General features: G+C 61.5%; 21 protein-coding genes. 6 read left to right on the forward strand and 15 right to left on the reverse strand.

Going from position 1 to position 25,553, the window contains the following annotated elements:
• Positions 1 to 45 precede the first annotated feature (45 nt).
• The 3 genes from ADU59_RS03695 to trpS all read right to left on the reverse strand — a co-directional run bounded on the left by ADU59_RS03695 (position 46) and on the right by trpS (position 2,380).
• A complete protein-coding gene (locus ADU59_RS03695) occupies positions 46 to 612 on the reverse strand; it encodes a NifU family protein (RefSeq protein ID WP_068951780.1) in 567 nt (188 codons plus the stop codon).
• Between the two features lie 155 nt (positions 613 to 767).
• Positions 768 to 1,259 (reverse strand): universal stress protein, encoded by a 492-nt coding sequence (locus ADU59_RS03700; protein ID WP_068951782.1) that lies wholly within the window; start codon positions 1,257 to 1,259, stop codon positions 768 to 770.
• Between the two features lie 53 nt (positions 1,260 to 1,312).
• Entirely contained in the window at positions 1,313 to 2,380 is a 1,068-nt protein-coding gene (gene trpS, locus ADU59_RS03705) for a tryptophan--tRNA ligase (RefSeq protein ID WP_068951785.1), read from the reverse strand.
• Positions 2,381 to 2,761: 381 nt separating this feature from the next.
• Here trpS and ADU59_RS03710 point away from each other — a divergent pair, with 381 nt between their 5' ends.
• Positions 2,762 to 3,241 carry a YcbK family protein gene (locus ADU59_RS03710; protein WP_068951787.1) on the forward strand — a complete coding sequence of 160 codons (480 nt, stop codon included), beginning with the start codon at positions 2,762 to 2,764 and terminating at the stop codon, positions 3,239 to 3,241.
• Positions 3,242 to 3,265: 24 nt separating this feature from the next.
• Here ADU59_RS03710 and murJ read toward each other — a convergent pair whose 3' ends face one another.
• From murJ to mutS, 4 genes are all read right to left on the reverse strand, one after another.
• On the reverse strand, positions 3,266 to 4,858 hold the full coding sequence (gene murJ / locus ADU59_RS03715; RefSeq protein ID WP_068951789.1) for a murein biosynthesis integral membrane protein MurJ: 1,593 nt from the start codon (positions 4,856 to 4,858) through the stop codon (positions 3,266 to 3,268).
• Positions 4,855 to 7,701 (reverse strand): [protein-PII] uridylyltransferase, encoded by a 2,847-nt coding sequence (locus ADU59_RS03720; RefSeq protein WP_099050755.1) that lies wholly within the window; start codon positions 7,699 to 7,701, stop codon positions 4,855 to 4,857. The genes murJ and ADU59_RS03720 overlap by 4 nt, the downstream gene beginning before the upstream one ends.
• A 282-nt stretch (positions 7,702 to 7,983) precedes the next feature.
• Positions 7,984 to 9,216 carry an RDD family protein gene (locus ADU59_RS03725; RefSeq protein WP_158515695.1) on the reverse strand — a complete coding sequence of 411 codons (1,233 nt, stop codon included), beginning with the start codon at positions 9,214 to 9,216 and terminating at the stop codon, positions 7,984 to 7,986.
• Positions 9,217 to 9,360: 144 nt separating this feature from the next.
• A complete protein-coding gene (gene mutS, locus ADU59_RS03730; RefSeq protein WP_068951796.1) occupies positions 9,361 to 12,102 on the reverse strand; it encodes a DNA mismatch repair protein MutS in 2,742 nt (913 codons plus the stop codon).
• A gap of 102 nt (positions 12,103 to 12,204) precedes the next feature.
• Between mutS and ADU59_RS03735 the strand changes: the two genes are divergently transcribed.
• Positions 12,205 to 14,490, forward strand: coding sequence for an NADP-dependent malic enzyme (locus ADU59_RS03735; protein ID WP_068951798.1), 2,286 nt, complete (start codon positions 12,205 to 12,207; stop codon positions 14,488 to 14,490).
• Between the two features lie 215 nt (positions 14,491 to 14,705).
• On the opposite strand, the gene olsB is transcribed toward ADU59_RS03735, so the two are convergent.
• The 5 genes from olsB to ADU59_RS03760 form a co-directional block, all read right to left on the reverse strand.
• A complete protein-coding gene (gene olsB, locus ADU59_RS03740) occupies positions 14,706 to 15,584 on the reverse strand; it encodes a l-ornithine N(alpha)-acyltransferase (RefSeq protein WP_068951800.1) in 879 nt (292 codons plus the stop codon).
• Positions 15,585 to 15,678: 94 nt separating this feature from the next.
• Complete coding sequence (locus tag ADU59_RS03745; protein WP_068951802.1) at positions 15,679 to 17,982, reverse strand: hybrid sensor histidine kinase/response regulator; 2,304 nt, start codon at positions 17,980 to 17,982, stop codon at positions 15,679 to 15,681.
• Positions 17,983 to 18,037: 55 nt separating this feature from the next.
• Positions 18,038 to 18,526, reverse strand: coding sequence for a signal peptidase II (gene lspA, locus ADU59_RS03750; protein WP_068951804.1), 489 nt, complete (start codon positions 18,524 to 18,526; stop codon positions 18,038 to 18,040).
• Entirely contained in the window at positions 18,526 to 19,386 is an 861-nt protein-coding gene (locus ADU59_RS03755; RefSeq protein WP_068951806.1) for a TrmH family RNA methyltransferase, read from the reverse strand. Before ADU59_RS03755 ends, lspA begins: the two co-directional genes overlap by 1 nt.
• Positions 19,383 to 20,531 (reverse strand): class I SAM-dependent methyltransferase, encoded by a 1,149-nt coding sequence (locus ADU59_RS03760; RefSeq protein WP_083198110.1) that lies wholly within the window; start codon positions 20,529 to 20,531, stop codon positions 19,383 to 19,385. Before ADU59_RS03760 ends, ADU59_RS03755 begins: the two co-directional genes overlap by 4 nt.
• Before the next feature lie 118 nt (positions 20,532 to 20,649).
• Here ADU59_RS03760 and ADU59_RS03765 point away from each other — a divergent pair, with 118 nt between their 5' ends.
• Positions 20,650 to 21,102 (forward strand): SRPBCC family protein, encoded by a 453-nt coding sequence (locus ADU59_RS03765; protein WP_068951811.1) that lies wholly within the window; start codon positions 20,650 to 20,652, stop codon positions 21,100 to 21,102.
• Between the two features lie 27 nt (positions 21,103 to 21,129).
• Here ADU59_RS03765 and ADU59_RS03770 read toward each other — a convergent pair whose 3' ends face one another.
• The 3 genes from ADU59_RS03770 to sppA form a co-directional block, all read right to left on the reverse strand.
• Entirely contained in the window at positions 21,130 to 21,474 is a 345-nt protein-coding gene (locus ADU59_RS03770; RefSeq protein WP_068952553.1) for a DUF1049 domain-containing protein, read from the reverse strand.
• Positions 21,475 to 21,535: 61 nt separating this feature from the next.
• A complete protein-coding gene (locus ADU59_RS03775) occupies positions 21,536 to 21,919 on the reverse strand; it encodes an integration host factor subunit beta (protein ID WP_274534643.1) in 384 nt (127 codons plus the stop codon).
• Positions 21,920 to 21,973: 54 nt separating this feature from the next.
• On the reverse strand, positions 21,974 to 22,933 hold the full coding sequence (sppA, locus tag ADU59_RS03780) for a signal peptide peptidase SppA (protein WP_068951813.1): 960 nt from the start codon (positions 22,931 to 22,933) through the stop codon (positions 21,974 to 21,976).
• A gap of 225 nt (positions 22,934 to 23,158) precedes the next feature.
• Here sppA and lptC point away from each other — a divergent pair, with 225 nt between their 5' ends.
• From lptC to lptB, 3 genes are read left to right on the forward strand one after another with little or no spacing between them, the layout of a single operon-like run.
• Positions 23,159 to 23,827, forward strand: a complete 669-nt coding sequence (gene lptC, locus ADU59_RS03785; RefSeq protein WP_068952555.1) for an LPS export ABC transporter periplasmic protein LptC — start codon at positions 23,159 to 23,161, stop codon at positions 23,825 to 23,827.
• A 15-nt stretch (positions 23,828 to 23,842) separates the two neighbouring features.
• A complete protein-coding gene (locus tag ADU59_RS03790) occupies positions 23,843 to 24,403 on the forward strand; it encodes an LptA/OstA family protein (protein WP_068951815.1) in 561 nt (186 codons plus the stop codon).
• A gap of 13 nt (positions 24,404 to 24,416) precedes the next feature.
• Positions 24,417 to 25,220 (forward strand): LPS export ABC transporter ATP-binding protein, encoded by an 804-nt coding sequence (gene lptB / locus ADU59_RS03795; protein WP_068951817.1) that lies wholly within the window; start codon positions 24,417 to 24,419, stop codon positions 25,218 to 25,220.
• Positions 25,221 to 25,553 lie beyond the last annotated feature (333 nt).

The raw sequence follows: 25,553 nt of genomic DNA on the forward strand, positions 1-25,553 counted from the left end.
ATTTCTGGACTTTGATGGACAGTCTCAGCACGGACGAACGCTCGCTCAGACGGCTTCGACCGCCTGCACTTCAGGAATGAAATGATGCAGCAGGTTCTGCACGCCATGCTTCAAGGTTGCCGTCGAGGACGGGCAGCCCGAGCATGCGCCCTTCATGTTGAGGAAGACCGTTCCGTCGCGGAAGCCCTTGAAGGTGATGTCACCGCCGTCCTGCGCAACGGCCGGACGAACGCGGGTTTCCAGCAGTTCCTTGATGGTCGCGACGATCGTTTCGTCGCCCTCCTCGAAGAACTCGCCGTCCTGATCGCTCTCTTCGGCGCGGGTATGGACCGCCATGACCGGCTGGCCGGACATGAAATGCTCCATGATCGAGCCCAGGATGGCCGGCTTCAGGTGCTGCCACTCCTGCGCTTCCTTGGTGACCGTGATGAAATCATAGCCAAAATAGACGCCAGTGACGCCCGGGATCGAAAACAGGCGGGCGGCAAGCGCAGAGCCGGCAGCAGCCTCTTCCTCATCGCGGAATTCCGCCGTGCCGTTCTCCATCACCACCTTGCCGGGCAGGAATTTCAGCGTCGCGGGGTTCGGGGTGGCTTCGGTCTGGATGAACATGTCTTTACTCCGCGTCGGCCGGGATCGCGTTCAACCAGCCTGTTTAGAATTATTCAAAAGAATATAGTCCGTTTGGATCGCAGCTTCAAGATGCATGGGTCAGCGTTTCGGCCGACCCAGGATCAATTCCATTGATCCTGCCATAACGGTGGGGATCAGCTCAGAGCGTCGATTTCCTCATCCGTCAGGAGGTCCGGTATAACCGTTACCGGGATAGGGAACGCCGCCGTCTTGCCGGCGATCGAGGATACCAGCGGACCGGGGCCATCCTTGGCGGAGCCGGCGGCCAGCACCAGGATCGCGATATCGCGGTCTTCCTCGATCAGGCTGTAGATCTGGTCCGTGGCGCCACCCTCGCGGATGACCATTTCCGGCTCGATGCCGATCGTCTCGCGCACCGTCTGGGCGATCTTGGCAAGCGTTGCTTCCGCTTCAGCCCGTGCTTCGGCCCGCATGATGCCCTCGACGCCCAGCCATTGCTGGAAGTCGGCATCGGCGATGACGTAGAGCAGAACAAGACCGCCATTGGAATTTCTCGCCCGCATGCCGGCATAATGGACGGCGCGGCCGCATTCCGGCGTATCGTCGATCACCGCCATGAATTTGCGGCGGTGACCTTCCAGTCTTGAGAGTCGCGGTGAAACCATGGCGGGACTCTTACACCCGATATTTTTGACTGCAAGAGCTCTTTTGCGGCGAATTATTGCAGAAAGCCGACGATCTCGCGAACCTGTTTCATCGTCACGTCCGCCCGCGCCCGCGCCCGCTCGCCACCATCACGCAGGATGCCGTCGATATGCGTCGTGTCATCCATCAGGCGGCGCATTTCACCCGAGATCGGGGCCAGAACCGTCACCGCCAGATCGACCAGAGCCGGCTTGAAGACGGAGAACTGCTGACCGCCGAATTCGCCCAAAACCTCCTGCTTGGTCTTGTCCGACAGCGCCGCATAGATGCCGACGAGATTGTCGGCTTCGGCGCGGCCCTTCAGGCCATCAACCTCGCTTGGCAAGGCGTCCGGATCGGTCTTGGCCTTGCGGATCTTCTTGGAGATCGTGTCGGCATCGTCCATCAGGTTGATGCGCGACAGATCCGACGCATCCGACTTCGACATCTTCTTGGTGCCCTCCCGCAAGGACATGACACGCGGCGCAGGACCGCCGATCAACGGCTCGACCATCGGGAAATAGGCATGGACCGGCTCATCGCCGACCTTGATGTCGATGCCGTAATCGGTCCGGCGGATATGCTCCATGAAATCGATGTTGAACTTCTGGGCGATATCGCGGGTCAATTCCAGATGCTGTTTCTGGTCGTCGCCGACCGGAACATGGGTGGCGCGGTAGACGAGAATGTCGGCTGCCATCAGGCTCGGATAGGCAAGCAGGCCCAAGGACATCTGCTCGGCATTCTTGCCGCCGGACTTGTCCTTGAACTGGGTCATGCGCTCCATCCAGCCGATGCGGGCGACGCAATTGAAGATCCAGGCAAGCTCGGCATGCTGCGGCACGGCCGACTGGTTGAAGACGATGTGCTTCTTCGGATCGATACCGGCGGCGATGAATGCGGCGGCGATCGAGCGGATCTGGCCGGGCATGTCCTCATGCACGAGCTGCGCGGTGATCGCGTGCAGATCGACGACGCAATACATGCAGTCGTTGTTTTCCTGCAGCGCCACGAACTTGCGGATCGCACCGAGATAATTGCCGAGATGCAGATTGCCGGTGGGCTGAACACCGGAAAAAACGAGCGGCTTGAAGTCTGACATCGTGTCCTCATTCGGGCTTGTGGAGGGCCCGGCCTCGTGTTGCTGTTGGCGGGCTTATGCACGCAGGCGCAGCCGTGATCAAGAGGCACGGTGACGGCCATGAAAACCACCATCGAGCCGCCAGGCCGGAATTTTATCCTCTAAATTAACAATGGCATTTAGAGATTAAGGCCAAATTGCGGACACCAATCGCGCACTATAAGCAGATAATTCCATAAAAATGCTTTATTTCGGATGAATTTACCCATCCCATCGAATGCCGGTCATCTGATCCGGCCTCTTTTCAACACGCCATGGTTTCCGAGCTTTTGCCGAACCGGCGATGTCTGCATGCCCACGGCAAATCCGTATCCGCAACCGGCATGCAGCAAAGGGATTGTCATGCGTACCGTTTTTTCGATTGCTCTTGCCTGCCTGCTCGCGGCGGCCTTTCTTCCGACAGCCGATGCCAAGGACAGGCAGCGCAAGGTAAAGCTGCCGGTCCACCGGATGACGGCAGCCTATTCCGTCCAGACCGTTTCCGTTGCGACGGAGTGCTTTTCACCCAAGCTTGAGGGCATCCTGGCGCATATCGCCGCGAAAACCGGGCGCCGCCCTTTGGTGACATCGGGCCACCGTCCCCGCGCGCATCGCGCCGGTTCGCTGCACAGGCGCTGCCAGGCAGCCGATATCCGTGTGCCCGGCGTGTCCGAAAGCACGATCATCGCCGCAGCCAAAACGGCGCCCGGCATCGGCGGCATCGGCCGCTATTGCAACGGGATTATTCACGTCGATATCGGCCCCAGGCGTCAATGGACATATTGCGGAAAATCGGGCGGCGGCATCCTCAGCGCCAAACGCCGGTCGGCCCGGCGGGCCTGAAGCCTCAACCTCCATATCCCCGCCTTAAAGATCGGCCGGCGGTGGCGGCTCAACGGAGGCCTTGCGCTTCATGTTGCGCCGGATCATGCCGAGATCGGCCCCGCCGATCAGGAAGGCAACGGCGAAATAGACGATCATGGAGACGCCGATCAGAAGCCCCAGCGCGCCCAATTTGGTCAGCAGCGGCGAGCCCGAGGCAAGCGAGGCGGCAAAGACGCCACGCAGATAATAGAGAACGCCGCCCATGATCGCCGCTGCCACGACGAGAAGAGCCGCGCGGCGGGCAAGCGCCCAATCCCAGGCAAGATGGCCGCGGCGCAGCAGCGTGACAAACAGCAGGACCGTGCTGATCCAGCCGGCCGTGGCTTCGGCAACCGCGATCCCCGGTGCACCGAAATGGGGAAACAGCGTGATCGCGAGGGCACAATTGACGGTGACGGCGATGGCCGAAAAGCGCATCGGCATCTTGGTATCCTCACGGGCATAGAAACCCGGCTGCAGCGCCTTGATCAGCACGAAGGCCGGCAGGCCGATGCCGTAGATGGCAAGAATCGATGCGACGACGGCGGTGTTCTGCGCATGGAAAGCGCCGCGCTCGTACAGCACGCGGATGATCTCATCGGACAGGATCCAGAGCGCGAAGGCGGCCGGGATCGTCAGGAACAGCACGAACTCGATCGACCGGTTCTGCAGGTTTCCGGCCTCGCGCAGATTGCCGCCCTTCAGCGCGCGCGACAATTCCGGCAACAGCACGACGCCGACGGCGATACCGACGACACCCAGCGGCAGCTGGTAGATACGATCGGCATATTGCAGGGCGGAGATGGCCCCCTCCTGCGCCGAGGCGATCGCCTGGCCGATCAGCTGGTTGATCTGGGTGATGCCACCGGTGATGGCGGCGGGCACGGCAAGGATCAGCAGGCGCTTGACGTTGGGCGTGAAGCGGGGAAACTTGAGGCCGATGCTCATGCCTGCATGAATGACGCCGAAATAGACGACCGCAAGCTGCAGGATACCGGCGACCAGAACACCCCAGGAAAGATACCACGCCGTGGTGAGCGGATCGGCCCCGGTATAAAGCGCATAGAACAGAGCGCCGATCATCACGACGTTGAGGAAGATCGGCGCGACGGCGGCGGCGAAGAAATGGTGCAGCGAATTGAGCATGCCACTCATCATCGCCGTCAGCGACATGCACATGAGATAGGGAAACATCACCATTGCCATGCGCACGGTGAGGCTCGATTTCTCGACATCATCGGCGAAACCGGGCGCTATGACGAAGCGCACCAGCAGCGGCATCGAGAGTTCCATCACGATGGTGATCAGCAGCAGCACGGTGAACAGCACGCCGAAGACTTCTTCGGAGAAACGCTTGGCGCCATCGGTGCCGTTGGCCTCGATCTCCTTGGAAAACAGCGGCACGAAGGCGGCATTGAAGGCGCCTTCGGCAAACAGACGGCGGAAGAGATTGGGAAAGCGGAAGGCCGCGTAGAAGACATCGGCCATCGGACCGGTGCCGAGTGCCGCCGCCATCAGCGTTTCGCGGGCAAAGCCGAAGATGCGGCTGCCGAGCGTGGCGCCGCCCACGGTCATGAACTTCCGGACGAGACTCATGATTCTGCCTTGGCCCTTTTTGCGCCCGTGACCGAGCGCGTATGCTGCGGCGCGATCATGCCCGAGGGCATGCGGTCGCGCATTTCGTCCGCCTCGTCCGACATCACCGCCTTCAGCCGCGCCACGATATTGCCGTGCCGCCCCTCATTGGTGATCTTCTGGCCGACGAGATCGGTGACATAGAACGTGTCGATGACCTTCTCGCCGAAGGTGGTGATATGCGCCGAGGCGATGTCGAGCGAGAGATCGGAGAGCACGGCGGTGACTTCCGAAAGGAGGCCGGTGCGGTCGAGGCACTCGACCTCGATGACGGTAAACTTGTTGGACAGGCTGTTGCTGATGGTGACGGCCGGCGGCACCGTGAAGGCCTTGTTGCGCTTGCGATGCTTGGTGCGGCTGGCAATCACCTCCGGCAGGCGCTTGGTGCCCGACAGCACATCCTCGATCATCCGGCCAATGCTGGCCGCACGGCGCATCTCGTCGTCGTCGACCGGGAATTCGCGGGTAATAAGGATCGTATCGAGCGCCCGGCCATCGGAGGTGGTGAAAATCTGCGCGTCGACGATGTTGGCGCCGGCAGCGGCGCAGGCGCCAGCGATCACGGCCAGGAGGCGCGGATGGTCGGGCGACAGCACGGTGATTTCGGTGATGGCGTGGAACTGATGGGTGCGCACCATCGTCGCCAGCGCCCGGCCGGCCTTGTCGGCCTCGCGGATGAACACGGCATGGCGCAGCTGATCTTCCAGCGGCACGGAGAGAAGATAGGGCTGATAGTGCAGCTTGGTGTAAGTCTTGCGGTCCTTCTGGCTCCAGTCGGGCAGCGCGTCGAAGAGCACGGCGGCGGCGTGGGCGGCGCGTTCCTTGCGCGGCAGGTCGGAAAAGCCGCCGGACAGGAGCAGCTCGGTCTCGTAATAGAGCGTGCGCAGCAGCTGGCCCTTCCAGCCGTTCCACACGCCGGGACCGACGGCGCGGATATCGGCGATGGTCAGGATCAGCAGCATTTTCAGGCGGTCGAGCGACTGCACCTTTTCAGCGAAATCGATGATCGTCTTACGGTCGTTGAGATCGCGCGTCTGCGCGACCATCGACATGGTCAGATGTTCCTCGATCAGCCATGCCACCGTTTCCGTCTGCTTCGGTGTCATGCCGAAACGCGGGCAGAGTTTGCGCGCAACCTTGGCACCGGCGGTCGAATGATCTTCCGGGCGGCCCTTGGCGACATCGTGGAGGAGCACAGCCACGAACAGCGCGGTGCGATCCTCGACCCCCGGCATCAGCTTGACGGCGAGCGGATGCAGCTCCTCGTCGCGGCCCTGATCGATCCTCGACAGGACATCGACGGCGCGCAGCAGATGCTCGTCCACCGTATAGTGGTGATACATGTTGAACTGCATCAGCGAGACGATCTTGCCGAATTCCGGAATGAAGCGGCCGAGCACGCCGGCCTCGTTCATGCGCCGCAGAATCAGCTCCGGGTCGCGGCGCGACGTCAGCATCGACATGAAAAGACGATTGGCTTCCTCGTCGTCGCGCACGGGCTGCGTGATCAGGGCGAGAGAACGGGTCACCTGCTTGAGGGCAGCAGGGTGGAATTCCAGCCCGTTGATATCGGCGACATGGAAGATGCGGATCAGGTTGATCGGATCGCGCTTGAAAACATCCGGGCTTGCCAGCGCGATGCGCCCGCCGTCGTCGACGAATTCCAGCGTTCCGGCAATCTTGCGGATGCGATGGGTGAAGCGGCTGAGCGCTGCGGTAAACCCCGGCAGCTGCTTGGCCTGCTGGTCCTCGAGCGCTGCGCAGAAGATGCGGGTGAGATCGCCGACATTCTTGGCGACCAGGAAATAGTGCTTCATGAAGCGCTCGACCGCCGTCATGCCCGGATGGTCGTGATAGCCGAGGCTTTCGGCGATCTCGCGCTGAATGTCGAAAGACAGCCGCTCCTCCGCCTTGCCGGTGAGGAAATGCATGTGGCAGCGCACCGCCCAAAGAAAATCGTCGGCCTTCTGGAAGAGGTGATATTCCTGCCGCGACAGGACCCCAAGCTTGATCAGATCGGCCGAATCCTTGACCCGGTAGAAATATTTGGCGATCCAGAACAGCGTGTGGATGTCGCGCAGGCCGCCCTTGCCTTCCTTGACGTTCGGCTCGACCAGATAGCGCGTATCGCCGGCCTTGCGGTGGCGCTCGTCGCGCTCGGCCAGCTTGGCGGCAATGAAGTCCGGACCGGTGTTCTTGACGATTTCGCTGTCGAAGCGGGTCTCGAGTTCCTCCGCCAGCTCCTTCGAGCCGCAGATATAGCGCGTTTCGAGAATTGCCGTACGGATCGTCATGTCGCCGCGCGACAGCCGGATGCACTCGTCGATCGTGCGCGTGGCATGGCCGACCTTGAAGCCGAGATCCCACAGGATATAGAGCATGAACTCGATGGCCGGCTCGGCCCAGACAGCCTTTTTGACCGGCAGCAGGAAGAGCAGGTCGATATCCGAGCCCGGCGCCAGCGTGCCGCGGCCATAGCCGCCGACGGCGGTGACGGCGATGCGGGTCCAGGGCTGCGCATTGGCGGCGTTGAAGATCTCGTTCAGAACAAAATCATGCAGAACCGTGATCAGCTGGTCCTGCAGCCAGGAAATCCGCTCGGCACATTTCAGGCCGCTGCCGTCCCGCGCCAACAGTTCGCGCGCCTTTTCGCGGCCGTCGAGATTGGCCTGCTTGAACGCCGCCAACAGCGCCTGGCGCATCAGATCGCGGTGTTCCGCATGGGCCGAAGCGATGAAGCTGCACCGGGCTCTGAGCGCTGCGACATCCAGGATGTCGGGAAATGACGTTTCGTGTTTGGTCATCAAAGGCCGACCGTCTTCCTGTCCGGCGGGCTCTGCGAGCCGCTGCTTGTGCATGCGCTATAAACCTTTTGCCCGAGAATGGACAAGACTTTAGCGGTCAGAAATTGCCAAGTTGTTGCTGCGCACAAAGCAGGGCCAGCACTCGACGTAATGTCCTATCCCCGGATCGGCGCGTTTCAAAACCTCAGCATTCCGGGCATGGGCCATCAAAACCACATCCGACGACGCTCACTGAGGATTGTTTCGTTCTCAACACCACCGAGGTTTGCCGGAGGACGTAAACTACACGCAGCGGCCATCGCCGCAGGGCAGATCTGTCGGGAGATTGATATCCTTGATCGTCAAGAACAGCGATTGTGCCGCCGCTTTGCCCTCGATGAACTGATCCGCCGGCTGGCCCCTGACGAAAACGAAAAGACGCCAGGCACTTCTCCCGACGACAGTCACCGTAATCTCGACATTCGTATCTGCCGCTGTCTTGTGAACCGCGGTGGCCCGTACCGATTTGATGCCGGCAACCTCGACAGGTTTCCATTCCGAAGTGACACGCAAATCTTCGGAGATCACCTCTTGAAGCGCTTCTCCGTACGTGAACGGATCAATGTTATCCTGATCCAAGGGCTCGTAGCCCAACACCATTTCGGCCAACAGGTGGCTCGAAGAGAAATGAAAGGTACTGCCGAACTCGGCTTTCAACTCCTTGAAAGTCCACGTCTTCGAAACGACGGTGCGCCCGCCCGTAGCCGGATTGGTCCACTCCCGCGTGATCTTGACATCGTCCGCTGCCGACTTGTCTATCGCCTCGAGATGCCATGCGGAGAACAATATGGCAGCGAAGGCAAGAGCGGCCACCGAGCAGCGCGCCAGCGAACCCCTGCTCGTCACCTGCGCGACACCCTGATCATATCCAGCTGATCCCGTCTTTGAGATGTGCCGATGCTGGTTGATCATGGTGATGAGATTTATCAAGGGTAGCCCGATTCCGAGGCCGAATATCCAGACCTTGAATTCGCGCTTCAGCAAAAAAGGCAACGTATTGGGTCCAGATAGACGCCGGACCTTTATGCCGACGATAGCCTTTCCGATCGTGGTTCCCGTTATGCGCATGATTGCCGCTGCGGCGAGGCCCGCGAACGGGAGGAATATGATGTCCAGCAATACGCCAGGCAAATTGAAAAATCCGACCAGGAATGACGGCATGTAGAGGTCGGCAAGCACTGCCGCGGCACCTCCCAGGACCAGCGTGAAAATGTAGACATCGAGCAATCTGGCCCAGAGCCGTTCCCACGGGCCAGCCAGTGGCAGATCACGTCCTATAGGGGCGATGTCCGTCAGCATTTCTGGAAAGGATAGCTCCAGCTCGGAGGTTTTGGCTGCCTTTTCCCACGCAGTCATCCCGGCATGCCAGACCAATGTGTCCGGCTTGACCGCGCCCGATTTTGCCAACTCGAGAAGCGCATCCGCAGAAACCGGTCCGGCCTGTTCCGTCCCCAGTTTATAGTACCAGATCGTCATTCGCATCCCCTGATCCCGAAACATAACCTACGGGGGCAGGGGTCGAAATTTCAACCATAAATTTTGACAAAAACGAACGAACGACATTGTTTTTGAAGACAAATAGATGTCTTCATCGGCCGGAGACCTGCGGCTAAGGCTCTATCAATTCCCCAGCTGTTTCTTCAGCGCATAAAGCGCATCCATGGCCTCGCGCGGGGTCATATCGTCCGGATTGAGGCCTTTCAAAGCCTCTTCTACCTGCGACGGACCGGCCTTGGTCCGCTCGTCACGGCGGATCGCCACCTGAAACAGCGGCAGGTCGTCGATCAGCTGGCTGGCCGGGTTTTTGCGGTCCGCATCCTCGAGTTTCGCCAGCACATCCTTGGCGCGAGAAACGACGGAGGCCGGCAGGCCGGCCAGCCGCGCGACCTGAATGCCATAGGAACGATCGGCCGCGCCGGGTCCGACCTCATGGAGGAAAATGACGTCTCCGTCCCATTCCTTGACCCGCATGGTGGCGTTGGACAGCCGCCCCAGCTTTTCGGAAAGCACCGTCAGTTCATGGAAATGCGTGGCGAACAATCCGCGGCAGCGGTTGGCCTCGTGCAGATGCTCGACCGATGCCCAGGCGATCGACAGACCGTCGAAGGTGGCCGTGCCGCGGCCGATCTCGTCCAGAATGACCAATGAGCGGTCGGTGGCCTGATTGAGGATTGCCGCCGTCTCGACCATCTCGACCATGAAGGTTGAGCGGCCGCGCGCCAGATCGTCCGATGCGCCGACGCGGGAAAACAGCCGGTCGACAATGCCGATATGGGCGGACGCGGCTGGCACGAACGAGCCCATCTGCGCCATGATGGCGATCAGCGCGTTCTGGCGCAGGAAGGTCGATTTACCGCCCATGTTGGGACCGGTCAAAAGCCAGATCGCCCCGTCGCCCTCGCCGTCATGCGGCGACAGATCGCAGGCATTGGCAACGAAGGCCGCTCCCGACTGGCGGCGCAGCGCCTGTTCGACCACCGGATGGCGGCCACCGTCGATGGCAAACATTTTCGACTGGTCGACCAGCGGGCGGCAATAGGCCTGCTCCTCGGCAAGCGTTGCCAGCCCGGCCGAGACATCCACCACGGCCAGCGCCAGCGCGGCCGCCTTGATGGCTTCCGCTTCCGCCACCACCGCTGCCGACAGCCTGTCGAAGGCCTCAAGCTCGATGGTCAGCGCCCGGTCGGCCGCATTGGCGATCTTGGTTTCGAGATCGGACAGTTCCGTCGTGGTGAAACGCATCGCATTCGCCATCGTCTGGCGATGGATATAGCGGGCCTTGGCCTCCGGACTGTCGGTCATCGGCCCCGCATTGCCCTGCGTCACCTCGATGAAATAGCCAAGCACATTGTTGTACTTGATCTTCAGCGACTTGATGCCGGTTTCCTCGGCATAGTCGAGCTGCAGGCCGGCGATCACCCGGCGGGACTGGTCGCGCAGCGCCCGCATCTCGTCAAGCTCGGGGCTTGCCCCATCGCGCAGGAAGCCGCCGTCTCGCTTGAGCAACGGCAGTTCGTCGCCGAGAATGGTGGAAAGTTGCTCGACCATGTCGTTTGGCAATGCGCTGACCGACTGCAGCGCCAGGCGCAACTCTTCGGAAAGATCGCCCCGGCCGAGCAAGCCGGCAACCTCGACCGCAGACTGGCATCCGGCAAGGATCGCGCCCAGATCACGCGGGCCGCCACGTCCCAGCGACAGGCGAGACAGGGCACGCGGCATGTCCGGCACGTGCTTCAGCGCCGAGCGCAGGTCACTGCAAAACGACGGCTGGTCGGCAAGCGCGGAGATCGAATCGAGCCGCGCATTGATCCGCTCGGGATCGGTCAACGGCGACATCAGCCGTTCGGCCAGCAACCGGGCACCGCCACCGGTCACCGTCCGGTCCAGCGCCTTCAAAAGCGTGCCGTTGCGGTCACCCGACTGTGTCTTGACCAGTTCGAGATTGGTGCGGGTGGCGGGGTCGATGAACAGCGTCGAGGCCGCACTTTCCCGCTCCGGGGCCCCCAGCGGCGGCCGTTCGGCGAACTGGGTCTTTTCGACATAGGAAATCGCGGCCGATGCGGCGGCAAGCTCGGCGCGGGAAAAACTGCCGAAGCCGTCGAGTGTCTTGACCCCGTAATAGCGGGTGACGCGGTTTTCCGCCGTGGCGCTGTCGAACAGCACGGCCGGCTGCGGAACGGCGACGCGGCCGAGGATATCGATCACCGGCCGCATGTCCGGGTCGTGGAAGACCGTATCGGCAAGGATCAGCTCGCGCGGCTCGATGCGCAGGATATCGGCGAGCAGCCGGGTCTCGGTGGTTTCGGCCAGCCGGAAGACGCCGGTGGAGATATCGATCCAGGCAAGGGCGATGGCCGGCTCGGCACCGCCGCGAATCCTGGCCAAGGCCATCAGATAATTCGATTCGGATGGCGAGAGCAGCTTGTCCTCGGTGATCGTGCCTGGCGTGACGAGGCGCACGACGTCGCGCTTGACGACCGATTTTCCGCCGCGCTTCTTGGCTTCCGCCGGATCCTCGACCTGCTCGCAGACGGCGACGCGGAAGCCCATTCCGATCAGCTTCTGCAGGTAATCATCGGCGGCATGAACCGGCACGCCGCACATCGGGATTTCCTGGCCGAGATGCTGGCCGCGCTTGGTCAGCGTGATGCCGAGCGCCCGCGACGCCTCGACGGCATCCTGGAAGAACAGCTCGTAGAAATCGCCCATCCGGTAGAACAGCAGCGAATCGGGATTGTTCGCCTTGATCTCGATGAATTGTTCCATCATCGGCGTGGCTGTGGCGCGGCTTTCCTCCGTCGCCAGTTGAGCGGCGGTGAGAACCTCGGGATTGCGGGTGATCGGCTCGGCTACAAAAGTCATGCTGGTTCCAAAAAAGTGGTGCCACACTATCCATGCGCGTTTATAGAAGACAACAACAAAGCGGCCCTGGAGAGCCGTCGCCCACAAAAGGTTGGAGGACCCATGCCCGCAAATGACAAACCCGGCCGCAGCTCGACCAGCGTCACGGATCAGGAAGCGCTCGATTTTCACTCGCAGGGCCGGCCCGGAAAGCTGGAGATCTCGCCCACCAAGCCGATGGCAACGCAGCGCGACCTGTCGCTTGCCTATTCGCCCGGCGTCGCCGTTCCGGTCAAGGCGATCGCCGCCGACCCTTCCAAGGCTTACGACTACACCACGCGCGGCAACATGGTGGCCGTCATCTCCAACGGCACAGCCATCCTTGGCCTTGGCAATCTCGGAGCGCTGGCCTCCAAGCCGGTGATGGAAGGCAAGTCGGTGCTGTTCAAGCGTTTTGCCGATGTCGATTCGATCGATCTGGAAGTCGACACGGAGAATGTCGAAGAGTTCATCAACTGCGTGCGTTTCCTCGGGCCGTCCTTCGGCGGCATCAATCTGGAGGATATCAAGGCGCCGGAATGTTTCATTATCGAGCAGCGGCTGCGCGAGATCATGGATATCCCGGTCTTCCATGACGATCAGCATGGCACGGCGATCATCGCCGCCGCCGGCCTGATCAACGCGCTGACGCTGACGGGCCGCGATTTCAAGACCACCAAGCTTGTCTGCAATGGTGCAGGGGCCGCGGCGATTGCCTGTATCGAGCTGATCAAGTCGATGGGCTTCAACCCGGCCAACATCATCCTGTGCGATACCAAGGGCGTCATCTACCAGGGCCGCACCGAGGGCATGAACCAGTGGAAATCGGCGCATGCGGTCAAGACCGACCGGCGCACGCTGACGGAAGCCATGGACGGCGCCGACGTGGTGTTCGGCCTTTCCCAGAAAGGCGCGCTGTCGGAAGAGATGATCCGTTCGATGGCCGACAGGCCGATCATCTTCGCGATGGCCAATCCCGATCCGGAAATCACGCCGGAAGAAGTCGCCCGCATCCGCGACGACGCGATCATGGCGACCGGACGGTCCGACTATCCCAACCAGGTCAACAATGTTCTGGGCTTCCCCTACATCTTCCGCGGCGCGCTCGACGTGCACGCCTCGACGATCAACGAGGCGATGAAGATTGCCGCCGCACAGGCGCTGGCGAGCCTTGCCAAGGAAGACGTCCCGGATGACGTGGCCGCCGCCTACCAGGGCAACCGCCCGCGTTTCGGCCCGCAATACATCATCCCCGTGCCCTTCGATCCGCGCCTGATCTCGGCCATCCCGGTCGCCGTCGCCAAGGCAGCGATGGAGAGCGGCGTCGCCCGCAAGCAGATTCCGAATCTGGCCGCCTATGGCCGGCAGCTGTCAGCTCGCCGCGACCCGATCGCCTCGACGCTGCAGCGCATTTATGAGCGCGTGCGCCGCCAGCCGAAGCGGATCGTCTTTGCCGAAGGCGAAGAGGTGCAGATGATGCGCTCGGCGCTCGCCTATGCCAACCAGGAACTCGGCACCGCGCTGCTTCTTGGCCGCGAGGACCGGATGCGCGAGACGGCGGAACGCGAAGGCATCGATCTCGACCGGCCCGGCATCCAGCTCGTCAATGCCCGCATTTCCAAGCGCACCGGCGCCTATACGGATTATCTCTACGCACGGCTGCAGCGGCAGGGCTATCTGTTCCGCGATGCGCAGCGCCTGATCAACAACGACCGCAATCACTTCGCCGCCTGCATGGTGGCGATGGGGGATGCGGACGGCATGGTGACCGGCATCACCCGCAACTATTCCACCGCGCTCGATGACGTCCGCCGCTGCATCGATCCGAAGCCTGGACATCGGGTGATCGGCGTGTCGCTGGCGCTCTGCCGCGGCCGCACCGTACTGGTTGCCGATACGGCGGTTCATGACATGCCGTCGGCCGAAGAGCTGGCGGATATCGCCGAAGAGGCCGCGGATCTCGCCCGCCGGCTCGGCTACGTGCCGCGGGTGGCGCTTCTGGCCTATTCCACCTTCGGCCATCCGTCCGGCGAACGCTCGGAGCGGGTGCGCGAAGCGGTCAACATTCTCGACAAGCGCCGCGTCGATTTCGAGTATGACGGCGAAATGGCGGCCGATGTGGCGCTGAATGCCAAGGTGATGGAACAGTACCCATTCTGCCGCCTGTCGGGCACGGCCAACGTACTGGTCATGCCGGCGTTCCATTCGGCATCGATCTCGACGAAGATGCTTCAGGAGCTCGGCGGATCGACCGTGATCGGCCCGTTGCTCGTCGGCCTCGACAAGTCGGTCCAGATCGTCTCGATGACAGCCAAGGATTCCGATATCGTCAACATGGCAGCACTTGCGGCGCATAACGCCAACAGTTGACCGACGGCAATACGGAAACGAAAAGAGCCCGCCCGGAAGCCCCGGAGCGGGCTTTTTCATGCGAAATATCGAGCTTGATCAAAAAGATGCGAGTGAATACTTCTTACGCAGTATCGAAGATATGATCGAAAAACATCCATTCACAAGCAAACTGTATTCAATAATGCTGCATCGCGTCAAGTTGTTTCGCAGACGCGAACATTCCATCGGCCGTTTCAGCTTGCGAAACGGCCGGCATCCGCGCCGTAATAGTTCAGGTAGCGGCCGGAGATGTTGGTGATCGGCAAAACGATCAGCACGTCCGTGGTCCGGAAAGCGTGATCGACGACGGCGCCCTTGCCCACCATCGCACCGAGACGCATGTAGCCCTTGATCAACGGCGGCAGGGCCGCAAGCGCCTTGCGCATGTTGATGGCTTCCACCGGCATCAGGTCCATGGTGCGGAACAGTTCCGGGCGGGCCGATACGTCCCATTCGTCGCGCACCACCATGTTGTGATGCAGGAAGGACAGCGCCAGCGCATGCTCTTCCGGAATAACGCCCGGAAACGAGCCGCAGCCGAACATCGCATCGACGCCGTATTTCAGCGCATAGGCCCAGTTGCCCTGCCACAGAAGCTCGACGGTGCGCTTGGTGCGGTATTCCGGCAGGACGCAGGAACGGCCGAGTTCCATGAATTTCTTGTCCGGATGGCGCTCCAGCAGCGAGCCCACCGAAAACTCGGAGGCCGAATAGAAGCCGCCGGTCTGCGCGGCAACATCCTGCCGCAGCAGGCGATAGGTTCCGACGATCTGGTCTTCCGGATCGCCGTCGATCGACGTATCGAGCACCAAGAGATGATCGCAGACGAGATCCCACGCATCGGCATCGCGCTTGCGGCGATCGGCATCCTGCGGGATTTGTGCCTTCATCTCCTCGACGAAGACCTTATAGCGGACGGCCTGCGCCGCATCGATCTCCGACGCATTGCGGGCAAGGCGGGTTTCCAGATTGCCGATACGGCCGAGCACGTCATGCGCGGGGGCATTGACGCCCCGGACACGGGCCTGCGGCTGATCAGCCACGACTACCAGATCCAAAGGTTCGATTGTCATCGCGCGTCATCCTCGTCGCTTTGATCCTATCCGGCTTAAACCATGTTTCTGCGACAGGATAGTGACATTGGAGCTACAAGAAAACCACTTAAAATCAACGATCGAGCAGGCGGTCTATCTCTGCCGTCAGTGCCTTGGGATCGGCGGGTTTGAGCAGCACGGCGCTTGCCCCGGCCGCCATGAGATTCCGGCGCGTGTCGGGCTGGCTATCGGAGGTCAGGACGATGACCGGAACAGGGCCCTGGCCCGAGCGCCGCTCATCCTCGCGAAGGCGCTGCAGCATCGAAAAGCCGTCCCCACCCGGCATATTCAGATCGGTGATGATCAATTCCGGCGCGGATCGGGTAGCGGCCGGCGCATCGAACAGAGCCGCAGCCAATGCTTCGAAATCGCCGACGACGCGGACCGAGTGACCGGCACGCTCCAGAACGGAACGCACCATGAAGGCATTGATCGGGTCGTCCTCGGCCAGCAGCACGCCACCTTCGGCCGGCCTGTCACGCAGGATCGGCACCTCGCGCAACATCGGGCGATTGTCATTGATTGCGTCGCGCACTTCCATTCCCTTCATGCGGCCGCGCAGCACCTCGACCAGTGATTTTTCCCGCAAGGGGCGGATAAGCCAGGCGTGGTAGCCATCCATCTGATTGATCGGCCGGCCGTTGCGCTCTTCGGGGTTGACCAGATAGGTCTTGCGCAGCTTTTGCCGTTCAAGGCCAGGCATCTGCACCAGCAGCCTGCGGAGCTGCCCGGCGTGGCGATGATCGACGATGATATCCGTCAGCGGTGCAGACGTCGACAGCGCCCGTACTGCAGCGGCCTGCGCGTCTTCCACCGTTTCGACGCAGTCGCAAAGGCCGCCAAGCGTCCTGATCGTGGCGGAAAGCGCCCTGGACGCCGGCCCCGCCGGTGCCATGACCAGCACACGGGAGCCGGCCAGCACACCCTTTCTGGCGCGGGCGGCGGCGGCGAGATCGCAACCAAGGGCTGGAAATCGGATTTCGAACGTGCTGCCCTTGCCGGGAACGCTGGAGACCGTCAGCGAACCGCCATATTCTTCCATGATGTGCCGCGAGATCGCCAGCCCGAGGCCGGAACCGCCGGCGCGCTGCGCGATCCCGCCCGCCTGTTCGAACTCGTCGAACACCCGCTCCTGCTCCTGCGGGCTCATCCCCGGTCCGCTGTCGTCGATCCGGATGACGATGGTTTCGCGCTCCACCGAAGCGCTGACCAGCACGCCGCCGGCATGGGTGAATTTGACCGCATTGCCGATGACGTTGAACAGCACCTGGCGCAGGCGGGCCGCATCGAAATCCATCAGGCCCGGCACATCCGCGGTCACGGTGGCGCCGATCTCGATGCCCTTTTCATGGGCCCGGTGCGACAGCATCTCGACGACGCTCTCGATCGTTTCGCGCAAGGGCTCGGGCGCCGGGCGAAGCTGGAACCGGCCGGCCTCGATCGAGGAAAAATCAAGGAGATCGTCGACCAGCTGCACCAGCGCATGGCCCGACTGGCGCATGCCGGCGAGATAATTCTTCTGCTCGCCTGTCAGCCGTGTCTGGCCGATCAGATGGCTCATGCCGAGAATACCGGACAGCGGCGTGCGGATTTCATGGCTGACAGTCGCCAGCAATCGCGACTTTGCCTGACTTGCATTCTCCGCGCGGCGGCGTGCCTCCTCGCTTTCGCGGGCGATCCGGTTTTCTTCGGTCACGTCGCGGGCAATGCTGTGCAGCATGAAGGCGCCGCTTGCCGGCTCGCGGGCGATCACGTCATGCCAGTCGAAGATTTTGACGCCGGTATCGGTGACGATCCGGACGCGGTAGTGATTGGGGCCGGATGCCGGCTCGAATTCGATCCCGAGCGCCTCGCAGGTCATGCCTTCCGGCTTCAACCATCCGGTCAGCCGGCAGAAGACGGAGCTGGCCTGGACGATCTTGCCGCCCGGCTCGCGGATGATGGCGATGTCGCCGAGAGCATCGTGGATGGTGGAGAGCAGCTGCGATGTCTCGCTGCGCTCCCATTGTTTGTCGCTCGCCTTTTCAGCGCGTATGCCGCCCTGGACCGCGACGGGAGCAAGGGAGGAACGGTACCAGTCGCGCAGCAAGAGCGCCGCACCGGTCACACCGGCGATGGCAAGGCCTATGGAGAGCAGGCGGAAGCCCGCATCGATGCCGGTACCGAGGATCGCCGCCGAGCAGAGAAGCCCGGCTCCCGCCAATGCGGGCTTCAGCGCCGGGTATCGCTCCTTCGGCACATCGAAGCCATCGTCCGGCTCCAGCGAGTGGGGATCGTCGTCCGGGATCGTGGCGGACGCGCGTCTCTGGCCCAGCGTGCGGCCCGGCACGCTGAACTCGGCTGCAATCCGTTTTCTCAGGTTTGGCAGGTCGCTCATGACACTTGCCTAGCACGGCAAGCGTTTTGATTGGCTTCAGCCGGTCCGTAAAATTTTAATGGTCCCGCTTTTTCATCTGCAGCAGCTCGTCAAGGATGATGGCGCCGGCGCCGATGGTGATGAAACTGTCGGCGAGATTGAAGACGGCAAAGGACCATGTCGCCGTGTGGAACAGCACGTAGTCGATGACATAGCCGAAGATCAGCCGGTCGACGAGATTGCCAAGCGCGCCTGCAATGATCATCGCATAGCCAAGATGGGCGAAGAACCGGTCCTTTGGCGTGCGGCGCCACAGCCAGATGACGAAGGCCACGACAACCAGGCGCATGCTGACGATGAACCAGCCTTCCATGCCCGACAGCATGGAGAAGGCGACGCCGTAATTATAGGTCCGGTACAGCGCCAGCATCGGAATGACCGGCACCGCCTGTTGAAACGGCAGCCACATCTCGACCGCGACCTTGATCGCCTGATCGAGCAGCATGGCGACAATGACGAGCAGAAGGATCGGCAGCGGGCGTGAAAAAAGCGTCGTCTTTTCCATTATGTCCTGTCGTCCAGTGTCAGCAGGTGGCGGCGCGTCTCAAACAGCATGATGCCGGTGGCGATTGCCAGATTGAGCGAATCGGCGCGGCCCTGCTGCGGAATGCGGGCAAGCGCCGTGGCTTCCCGCGCAAGCTCGTCGGGCAGACCTGCCTGCTCGTTGCCCATCAGAAGCACGACGGGTTTCTTGCGGTAGTCGATGGTGCGGTAATCGACGGCGCCGGCAAGGTGGGTGGCGACGAGCTGTACGCCCGCGGCCTTCTGCCATTTGACGAACTCCGCAACGTTTGCCCGCAGGAGCGGCATGGCGAACACCGAGCCCATCGTTGCGCGCACGGTCTCCAGAGAGAACGGATCCGTGGTTTCGCCGACGAGAATGACGCCGGAGGCACCCGCCGCATCGGCTGTGCGGATGATGGTGCCGAGATTGCCGGGATCGCGGACGCGGTCGAGCGCCACATAGGTTTCGCCGAGCGCCGGCTTCACGTCCCTGAGATTGGCATAACGCTGTTCGAAAACGCCGACGACCATCTGCGGATTGTCGCGGCGGGTGATCGCCGAGAGCACCTTCTCGCTGACTTCGAGAACCAGGCCGCCCGTGGCAACCGTTTTCAACGCCACCTGCTCCACCTGGGTCTTGCCCTTGGCCGCCTTGGCATAGACCAGCGTCTTGATCGTCCAGCCGAGATCGAGCGCATCGATCACCAGCTTCAGGCCTTCGGCGATAAAGGAGCGGGTTTCGTCACGCTCCTTCTTGTTGGACAGCGCCTTGATATCCTTGATGATCGGATTGGCAAGGCTGGTGACTTCCTTCACCTGGCCGACGCGCCGGGCACCCTGGTCGCGATGATAGTCATTCATTTCGGCACCCAACGGGAAAAGAGAGACGTGGAAAGCGCCCGGCCCGGCTCGTTGCCGTCAAGGCCGCCTTCGCGCAGGATCAGTTCGCCCGATTCCACCGCGCCGCCGCGCCCGCGCATCGTCTCGCGCATCAGCTCGTGGATGGAATAGAAGCTTGCGCGGATCGAATAGGCTGTCAGCACCAGCCCCCTGGCTTCGGGCGACAGGATTTCGCGGCAGATATCCAGCATCAGGGCGAGATGCTCGAACAGCTGCCAGACCTCGCCATTGGGGCCACGGCCGAATTTCGGCGGATCGGTGAGGATGATGTCGTAGCGGCTGCCGCGGCGCTCCTCACGCTGGATGAACTTCATCGCATCCTCGCAGATCCAGCGGATCGGCAGATGATCGGCGCGGCCGAGCGCCTGGTTTTCCCGCGCCCAGCCGATTGCCTTCTTGGAGGCATCGACATGGGTGACCTCGGCGCCCGCCTTTGCGGCGATCAGCGAGGCGACGCCGGTATAGCCGAACAGGTTGAGGACCTTCAGCGGACGGCCCGCCGTCTCGATCTGTTCCTTCATCCAGCTCCAGTGGGCGAGCTGCTCGGGAAAAACGCCGACATGGCGGAAGGCGGTGAAGCGGCCGTAGAATTCGGCATCGAGAATCTGCATCGGCCAGGTTTCGCCGAGTGCCTGCCTTGGGAAGCGCCAGCGCCCCATGCCGTCTTCGTCGGTATCGCCGGTAAAGATCGAGTCGGCATTGTCCCAGACATGCGCCGGCAGCGTTTTCGGCCAGAGCGCCTGCGCCTCGGGCCGGACGATGCGGTACGGGCCGTATTGTTCGAGCTTGAGGCCGTCGCCGCTATCGATCAGGTGATAGTCGCGCGCGCCCTTTGTCTCCAGAATGATCGGAATACGCTCATCCGGCTTGGCGCCGCTACGAACGCGAACCTCGGCGCGCGGCGCGGCGGCGTCTGCCACCACAGGCCTCGCCACACTCTTTTCCGGAGCGTTTCTTGCCGGCGAACGGCTCTCGCCGCTTCCCGTGGCATAAGGCTTTGCCGGCGGTTGCCGGTTTGCCGTCACCTGCCCGGCGCGGCCCTGCACGCCGCGCGATGACGTGGCCGGTCCGGCTTTGCCCTTTGGCCGTCGATCTTTATCTTTCACGCCGTTTCGTCCGTCAGCTTGTATGGTTCAAAGGCTGCAAATAGCATCGCTCTTTCGGTTGGCAAAGCTGTTTCCTATCTGAGAGACATCGTGCGGCGGCGGCAAGGAGAAAATACCGATGGAAATGAAGGGGGAAGAACGCATCGCAGCGCCCCGCGAACTCGTTTGGGCGGCGCTCAACGATCCTGAGGTACTCAGAGGTTGCATCCCCGGCTGCACGGCGATCGATCGCCTGTCAGCGACAGATTTCACCGCAACGCTCAAGGTCAGGATCGGACCGATCCCGATGTCCTTTTCTGGCAATATCACGCTGTCGAATGTCGATGCGCCGCACAGTTATACGCTCAGCGGCGAAAGTGCCGGCGGCATCGCGGGGCTTGCAAAAGGCCGCGCCGACGTAGCGCTTACGGCGGATGGCGAGGAGACGATCCTTGCCTATGACGCCAGTGCGGAAATCGGCGGAAAGCTCGCGCAACTGGGATCGCGCCTTGTCGGCTCAAGCGCAAACAAGCTTGCGGCGAAGTTTTTCTCGGATTTCAGCAACGCCGCGCTTGCCAAGGCGGCACGATAGGCCTGAGCAACGATTTTATATCGGCACTTATTTGGAAGAGACTGGAACCAGCGTCTGCGAGGCGATGGTTTCGGCGCGGGTGCGATGCTTCTCGGCCTCCGCATGCCATTTGATTGCTTCATGCGCCTCGTTGCGCGCCCGCTTGCGGTATTTGCCCTGGCTGAACCATGTGGCAAACGACCCGACGATCATTCCGAAGATGACCGCGAGAAACAGGAAGACGAAGAAGGGCGCGGACGCGGACAGGACGCTGTCTGTCGGATTGAACGGATTGAGCGCCAGCGTCACCGTCTGTCTGTTGGCCACCGAAAGAACGATCAGAACGATGGCGACCGGAACCAGCACCACGATATTCAACAGCTTCTTCATCATCATTCCGTCTCCGTCATGCCGCCTGCCCGGCGTTATCTGCTGCCGGGCGGATCACCACGGCTCATTCATCATCTTCATCATCGGCGCCAGGATTAAGGCGCTCGCGCAATTCCTTGCCCGTCTTGAAGAAGGGAACCCATTTTTCCTCGACGAACACGCTGTCGCCGGTGCGCGGGTTGCGGCCGGAACGCGAAGGCCGGTTCTTCACCGAAAACGCGCCGAAACCGCGAAGTTCGACCCGGTTTCCCCCGGCCAAGGCATCGGTGATCTCATCGAGAACCGCATTGACGATATTTTCGACATCACGGTGATAAAGATGCGGATTGCGAGCCGCAACAATCTGCACCAATTCTGACTTGATCACTGTCGCCCCCTGTGGTGAATTTACATGTGTTCTTAAAGCGTTAAGCCCAACGGACCGGCTTGTCCACCTATAGTGCGGGATACCATGGCGTTTTCAAGCCTGCGAAAACGGCAGGCAAGAGGTCATCGCGTGCTTTCAATCGCCGCCAACCTGCCAAACGGAAACCAGACCGTCAAGAAACAACTTGTCGTGACCCAATTTTTCGAGGCTGCCAAGATACGGAAAAGCCTCATATCCCAAGGATTTGAGCCACACGGCCGCGGCCGACCCAAGCCCGAACGGCAAGGACGTGCTGGGCGCTTTCCAATCGATCACGTCGAGTTCCCTGCCGACTTTGCGGCTATCGAGGAAGGCGCGGATTTCATCATCGCCGCCAAGCTCGTCGATCAGCTTCAGCTTGAGCGCCTGACGGCCGGTAAAGATGCGGCCATCGGCCAGCTGCAATGCCTCCTGGCGCGGCAGATTGCGGCGATCGGCAACGAGATCGACAAACCAGTTGAAGCTGTCATCGATCATCGCCTGGATCACGGCCTTGGCATCGTCGCTCGGCGGATGAAAGGGTGATGGTTCGGCCTTCAGCGGCGCCGATTTGATCTCCTCCAGCGACACGCCGATCTTGTCCATCAGGTCCTTGACCTGCGGATACTGGAAGATCACGCCGATCGAGCCGGTGATCGAGTTATCCCCCGCCACGATACGGTCGCCGGCGAGCGCGATCATATAGCCGGCGGATGCGGCCAGCGTGCGCACGTCGGAGACGACCGGCTTTTTCTCTGCGACCTTGCGGATCGCCTTGAACAGCACTTCGCCGCCATAGGTGGTGCCGCCCGGCGAGGAAATGGTGACGACGAGGGCCTTGACCGCATCGGTTTCGGCAATACGGTTCAGCCTTTCCAGCAGTTCACGGTCATCCTGGATGATCCCGGAAATATCGACCCGTGCAATATGCGGACGGCTGAAGCCGCCGCCCTGCCCCGCGTCGGAATAAAAATAGGCCGCGATGCCCGCGCAGAGCACGAGGGCTATGGACACGATCCGCCAGAAACCGAGTTTTCGCCGAAGCTGGCGCCGGTCGGCGATGGCGAGCTGATCCATGGTCTTTCCTTCTTTTCACGGGCCGCGGGACGAACCGCTCCTTTGCACCAAACGGACAATTTAATAGCCGCAGCGCGGCCACGTTGTAACCCGGCTTGAACAAAATTCGCGCCTCCATTGTAGTGGAACAAAAAAATCTCCATATTCGCGGTCATTCACATCGCCTGGCAGGCAGAGCGCATGCGCATTTGCGCCGCGATGTATTTTGAACGACAGGTCTATTTCATGCTGAATGAAGTGCAATTCTCCGGCGCCTTGCCGCATTCGGGGCCGATCCTCGCCGATGCCTATTCGATGGCCTCACGCCATTCCCGGCGCGTCAAACGCCTGAAGATCATCCTGCCGCTGATCGCGGTCCTGATCGGCGCGATCTTTGTCGCCGTTTCCGTGGTGCGTGCCTTTTTGCCGGAAAACCTGCAGATCGAGAACGCAACGATCGAAAACGGCAAGATCGTCATGCAGAGCCCGGCGATTTCCGGACGCAACAAGCAGGACATCAGCTACTCGATGAAGGCCGTGCGCGCGCTGCAGGACATCGCCAATCCGGATATCATCACGCTGGAGACGATCCACGCGGAGATGCCCGTCAACGACACATTGATCGCCACCGTCGAGGCGATCAGCGGCGTCTACGACCGGGGCGGCAACACACTGGACATGAACGCGCCCTTCACCATCACCATGAACAACGGCCTCGTCGCCGATTTCCAGGCGGCCGCTCTCGACATCAACGCCGGCGAGATGGAAACCCGGAAGCCGATTGCAATCACGATGAATGGCGGTTCCATTGTTGCACAGTCGCTGAGAATGACGGATAAGGGACGCATTGTTACATTTGAAGGCATGGTCAAGGTCGTTGTCGATCCCAAAACCATCCAGAAAACCGCCAACTAGAAAACCGGTGCACATATGTCGGCCATTTCCGCCTTTTCCTTTCGGCTTGCCGGAACATTCATTCTCTTGAGCCTTTTCACCAGCGCCTCCTTGTCCCCGGCCGCCGCCCAGGCGACCACGAGCAAGATGAAGGGGCTGCAGCTATCCAACGACGAGCCGATCCAGATCGAGAGCGACAAGCTGGAGATCAAGGATGCGGAAAGCAAGGCGCTGTTTACCGGCAATGTGAAGGTCGTTCAGGGAACGACGACGCTGCAAGCCGGCAATATGGTGGTTTTCTACAAGAAGGGCGGCGGCGCGATTTCCGGCGGCAATGCCGATATCGATCGTATCGAAGTCAGCCAGAAGGTGTTCCTCCAGTCGGGCACCCAGCAGGCGACCGCCGATACCGGCGAGTTCAGCATGACGGCGCAGACGCTCGTGCTGAAGGGCAAGCAGGTGGTGCTGTCTGAGGGCAAGAACGTCTTTACCGGCTGCCAGCTGGACGTCCAGATGGAGACGGGCGAAGCTCAGCTGAAGGCCTGCGGCGACAGGGTTCGCATCCAGCTCGACCCGAAGTCCCAGAAAACGAACTGATGCAGACGCCCACGTGAACATTCCCTTTCTTCACAAACGCAAACAGGGCGGCAAGCCCGAAGCGGCCGCCCGTGTCGTCGACAAGGCGCGTTACGAAGGCACGCTGATCGCGCGCGGCCTGACGAAGGCCTATCGGGGGCGCCGGGTCGTCAATGGCGTGTCGCTGGTCGTACGCCGCGGCGAGGCCGTCGGCCTTCTCGGCCCCAACGGCGCCGGCAAGACCACCTGCTTCTACATGATCACCGGCCTCGTGCCGGTCGATGAAGGCTCGATCGAGATCAACGGCAACGACGTCACGACGATGCCGATGTATCGCCGCGCCCGGCTTGGCGTCGGCTACCTTCCGCAGGAAGCCTCGATCTTTCGTGGCCTGACCGTCGAGGACAATATCCGTGCCGTGCTCGAGGTTCACGACAAGAACCGTGAGCGGCGCGAAAGCAAGCTCAACGAGCTCCTGAGCGAGTTCAACATTTCCCACCTGCGCAAATCGCCGGCGGTCGCCCTTTCGGGTGGCGAACGGCGGCGCCTGGAAATCGCCCGCGCGCTGGCGACCGATCCGACCTTCATGCTGCTCGACGAGCCCTTCGCCGGCGTCGATCCGATTTCGGTCGCCGACATCCAGGCGCTGGTGCGCCACCTGACCTCGCGCGGCATCGGCGTCCTGATCACCGACCACAATGTGCGCGAGACGCTGGGACTGATCGACCGCGCCTACATCATCCATGCGGGCGAAGTGCTGACGCATGGACGGGCCAACGACATCGTCACCAACCCGGACGTGCGCCGCCTCTACCTCGGCGACAATTTCAGCCTTTGAGGCGCAAACTTTTGGCAACATGGTAAATGGAAACGGCGGCGGCAGCGAAAATCTGCCGCTTCTGGAACATGCCTCTTGACCGGCTGCCGGATTCGCGCAACTTTTACGCGCTTGGAAAGCGCAGCTGCCGCAAATTTGCCTCAGCAACGGCTGCCCCGAAGAGATCGCCGGTATGCGTCAAACGCGCGAAATATGGCTGATTTTGCCCGTTTCGATCATTTTAGACGCTCACTGCATATTAAAGTGCCCGGCGCGCTCGATATTCATCTTATTTCCCGCGACCGCTTGACCAAACCCCATTAATAAGCAATTTTTGGGCCAATTGAAGAACTG

The organism is Pararhizobium polonicum (genome assembly GCF_001687365.1).
Taxonomy (GTDB): Bacteria; Pseudomonadota; Alphaproteobacteria; order Rhizobiales; family Rhizobiaceae; genus Pararhizobium; species Pararhizobium polonicum.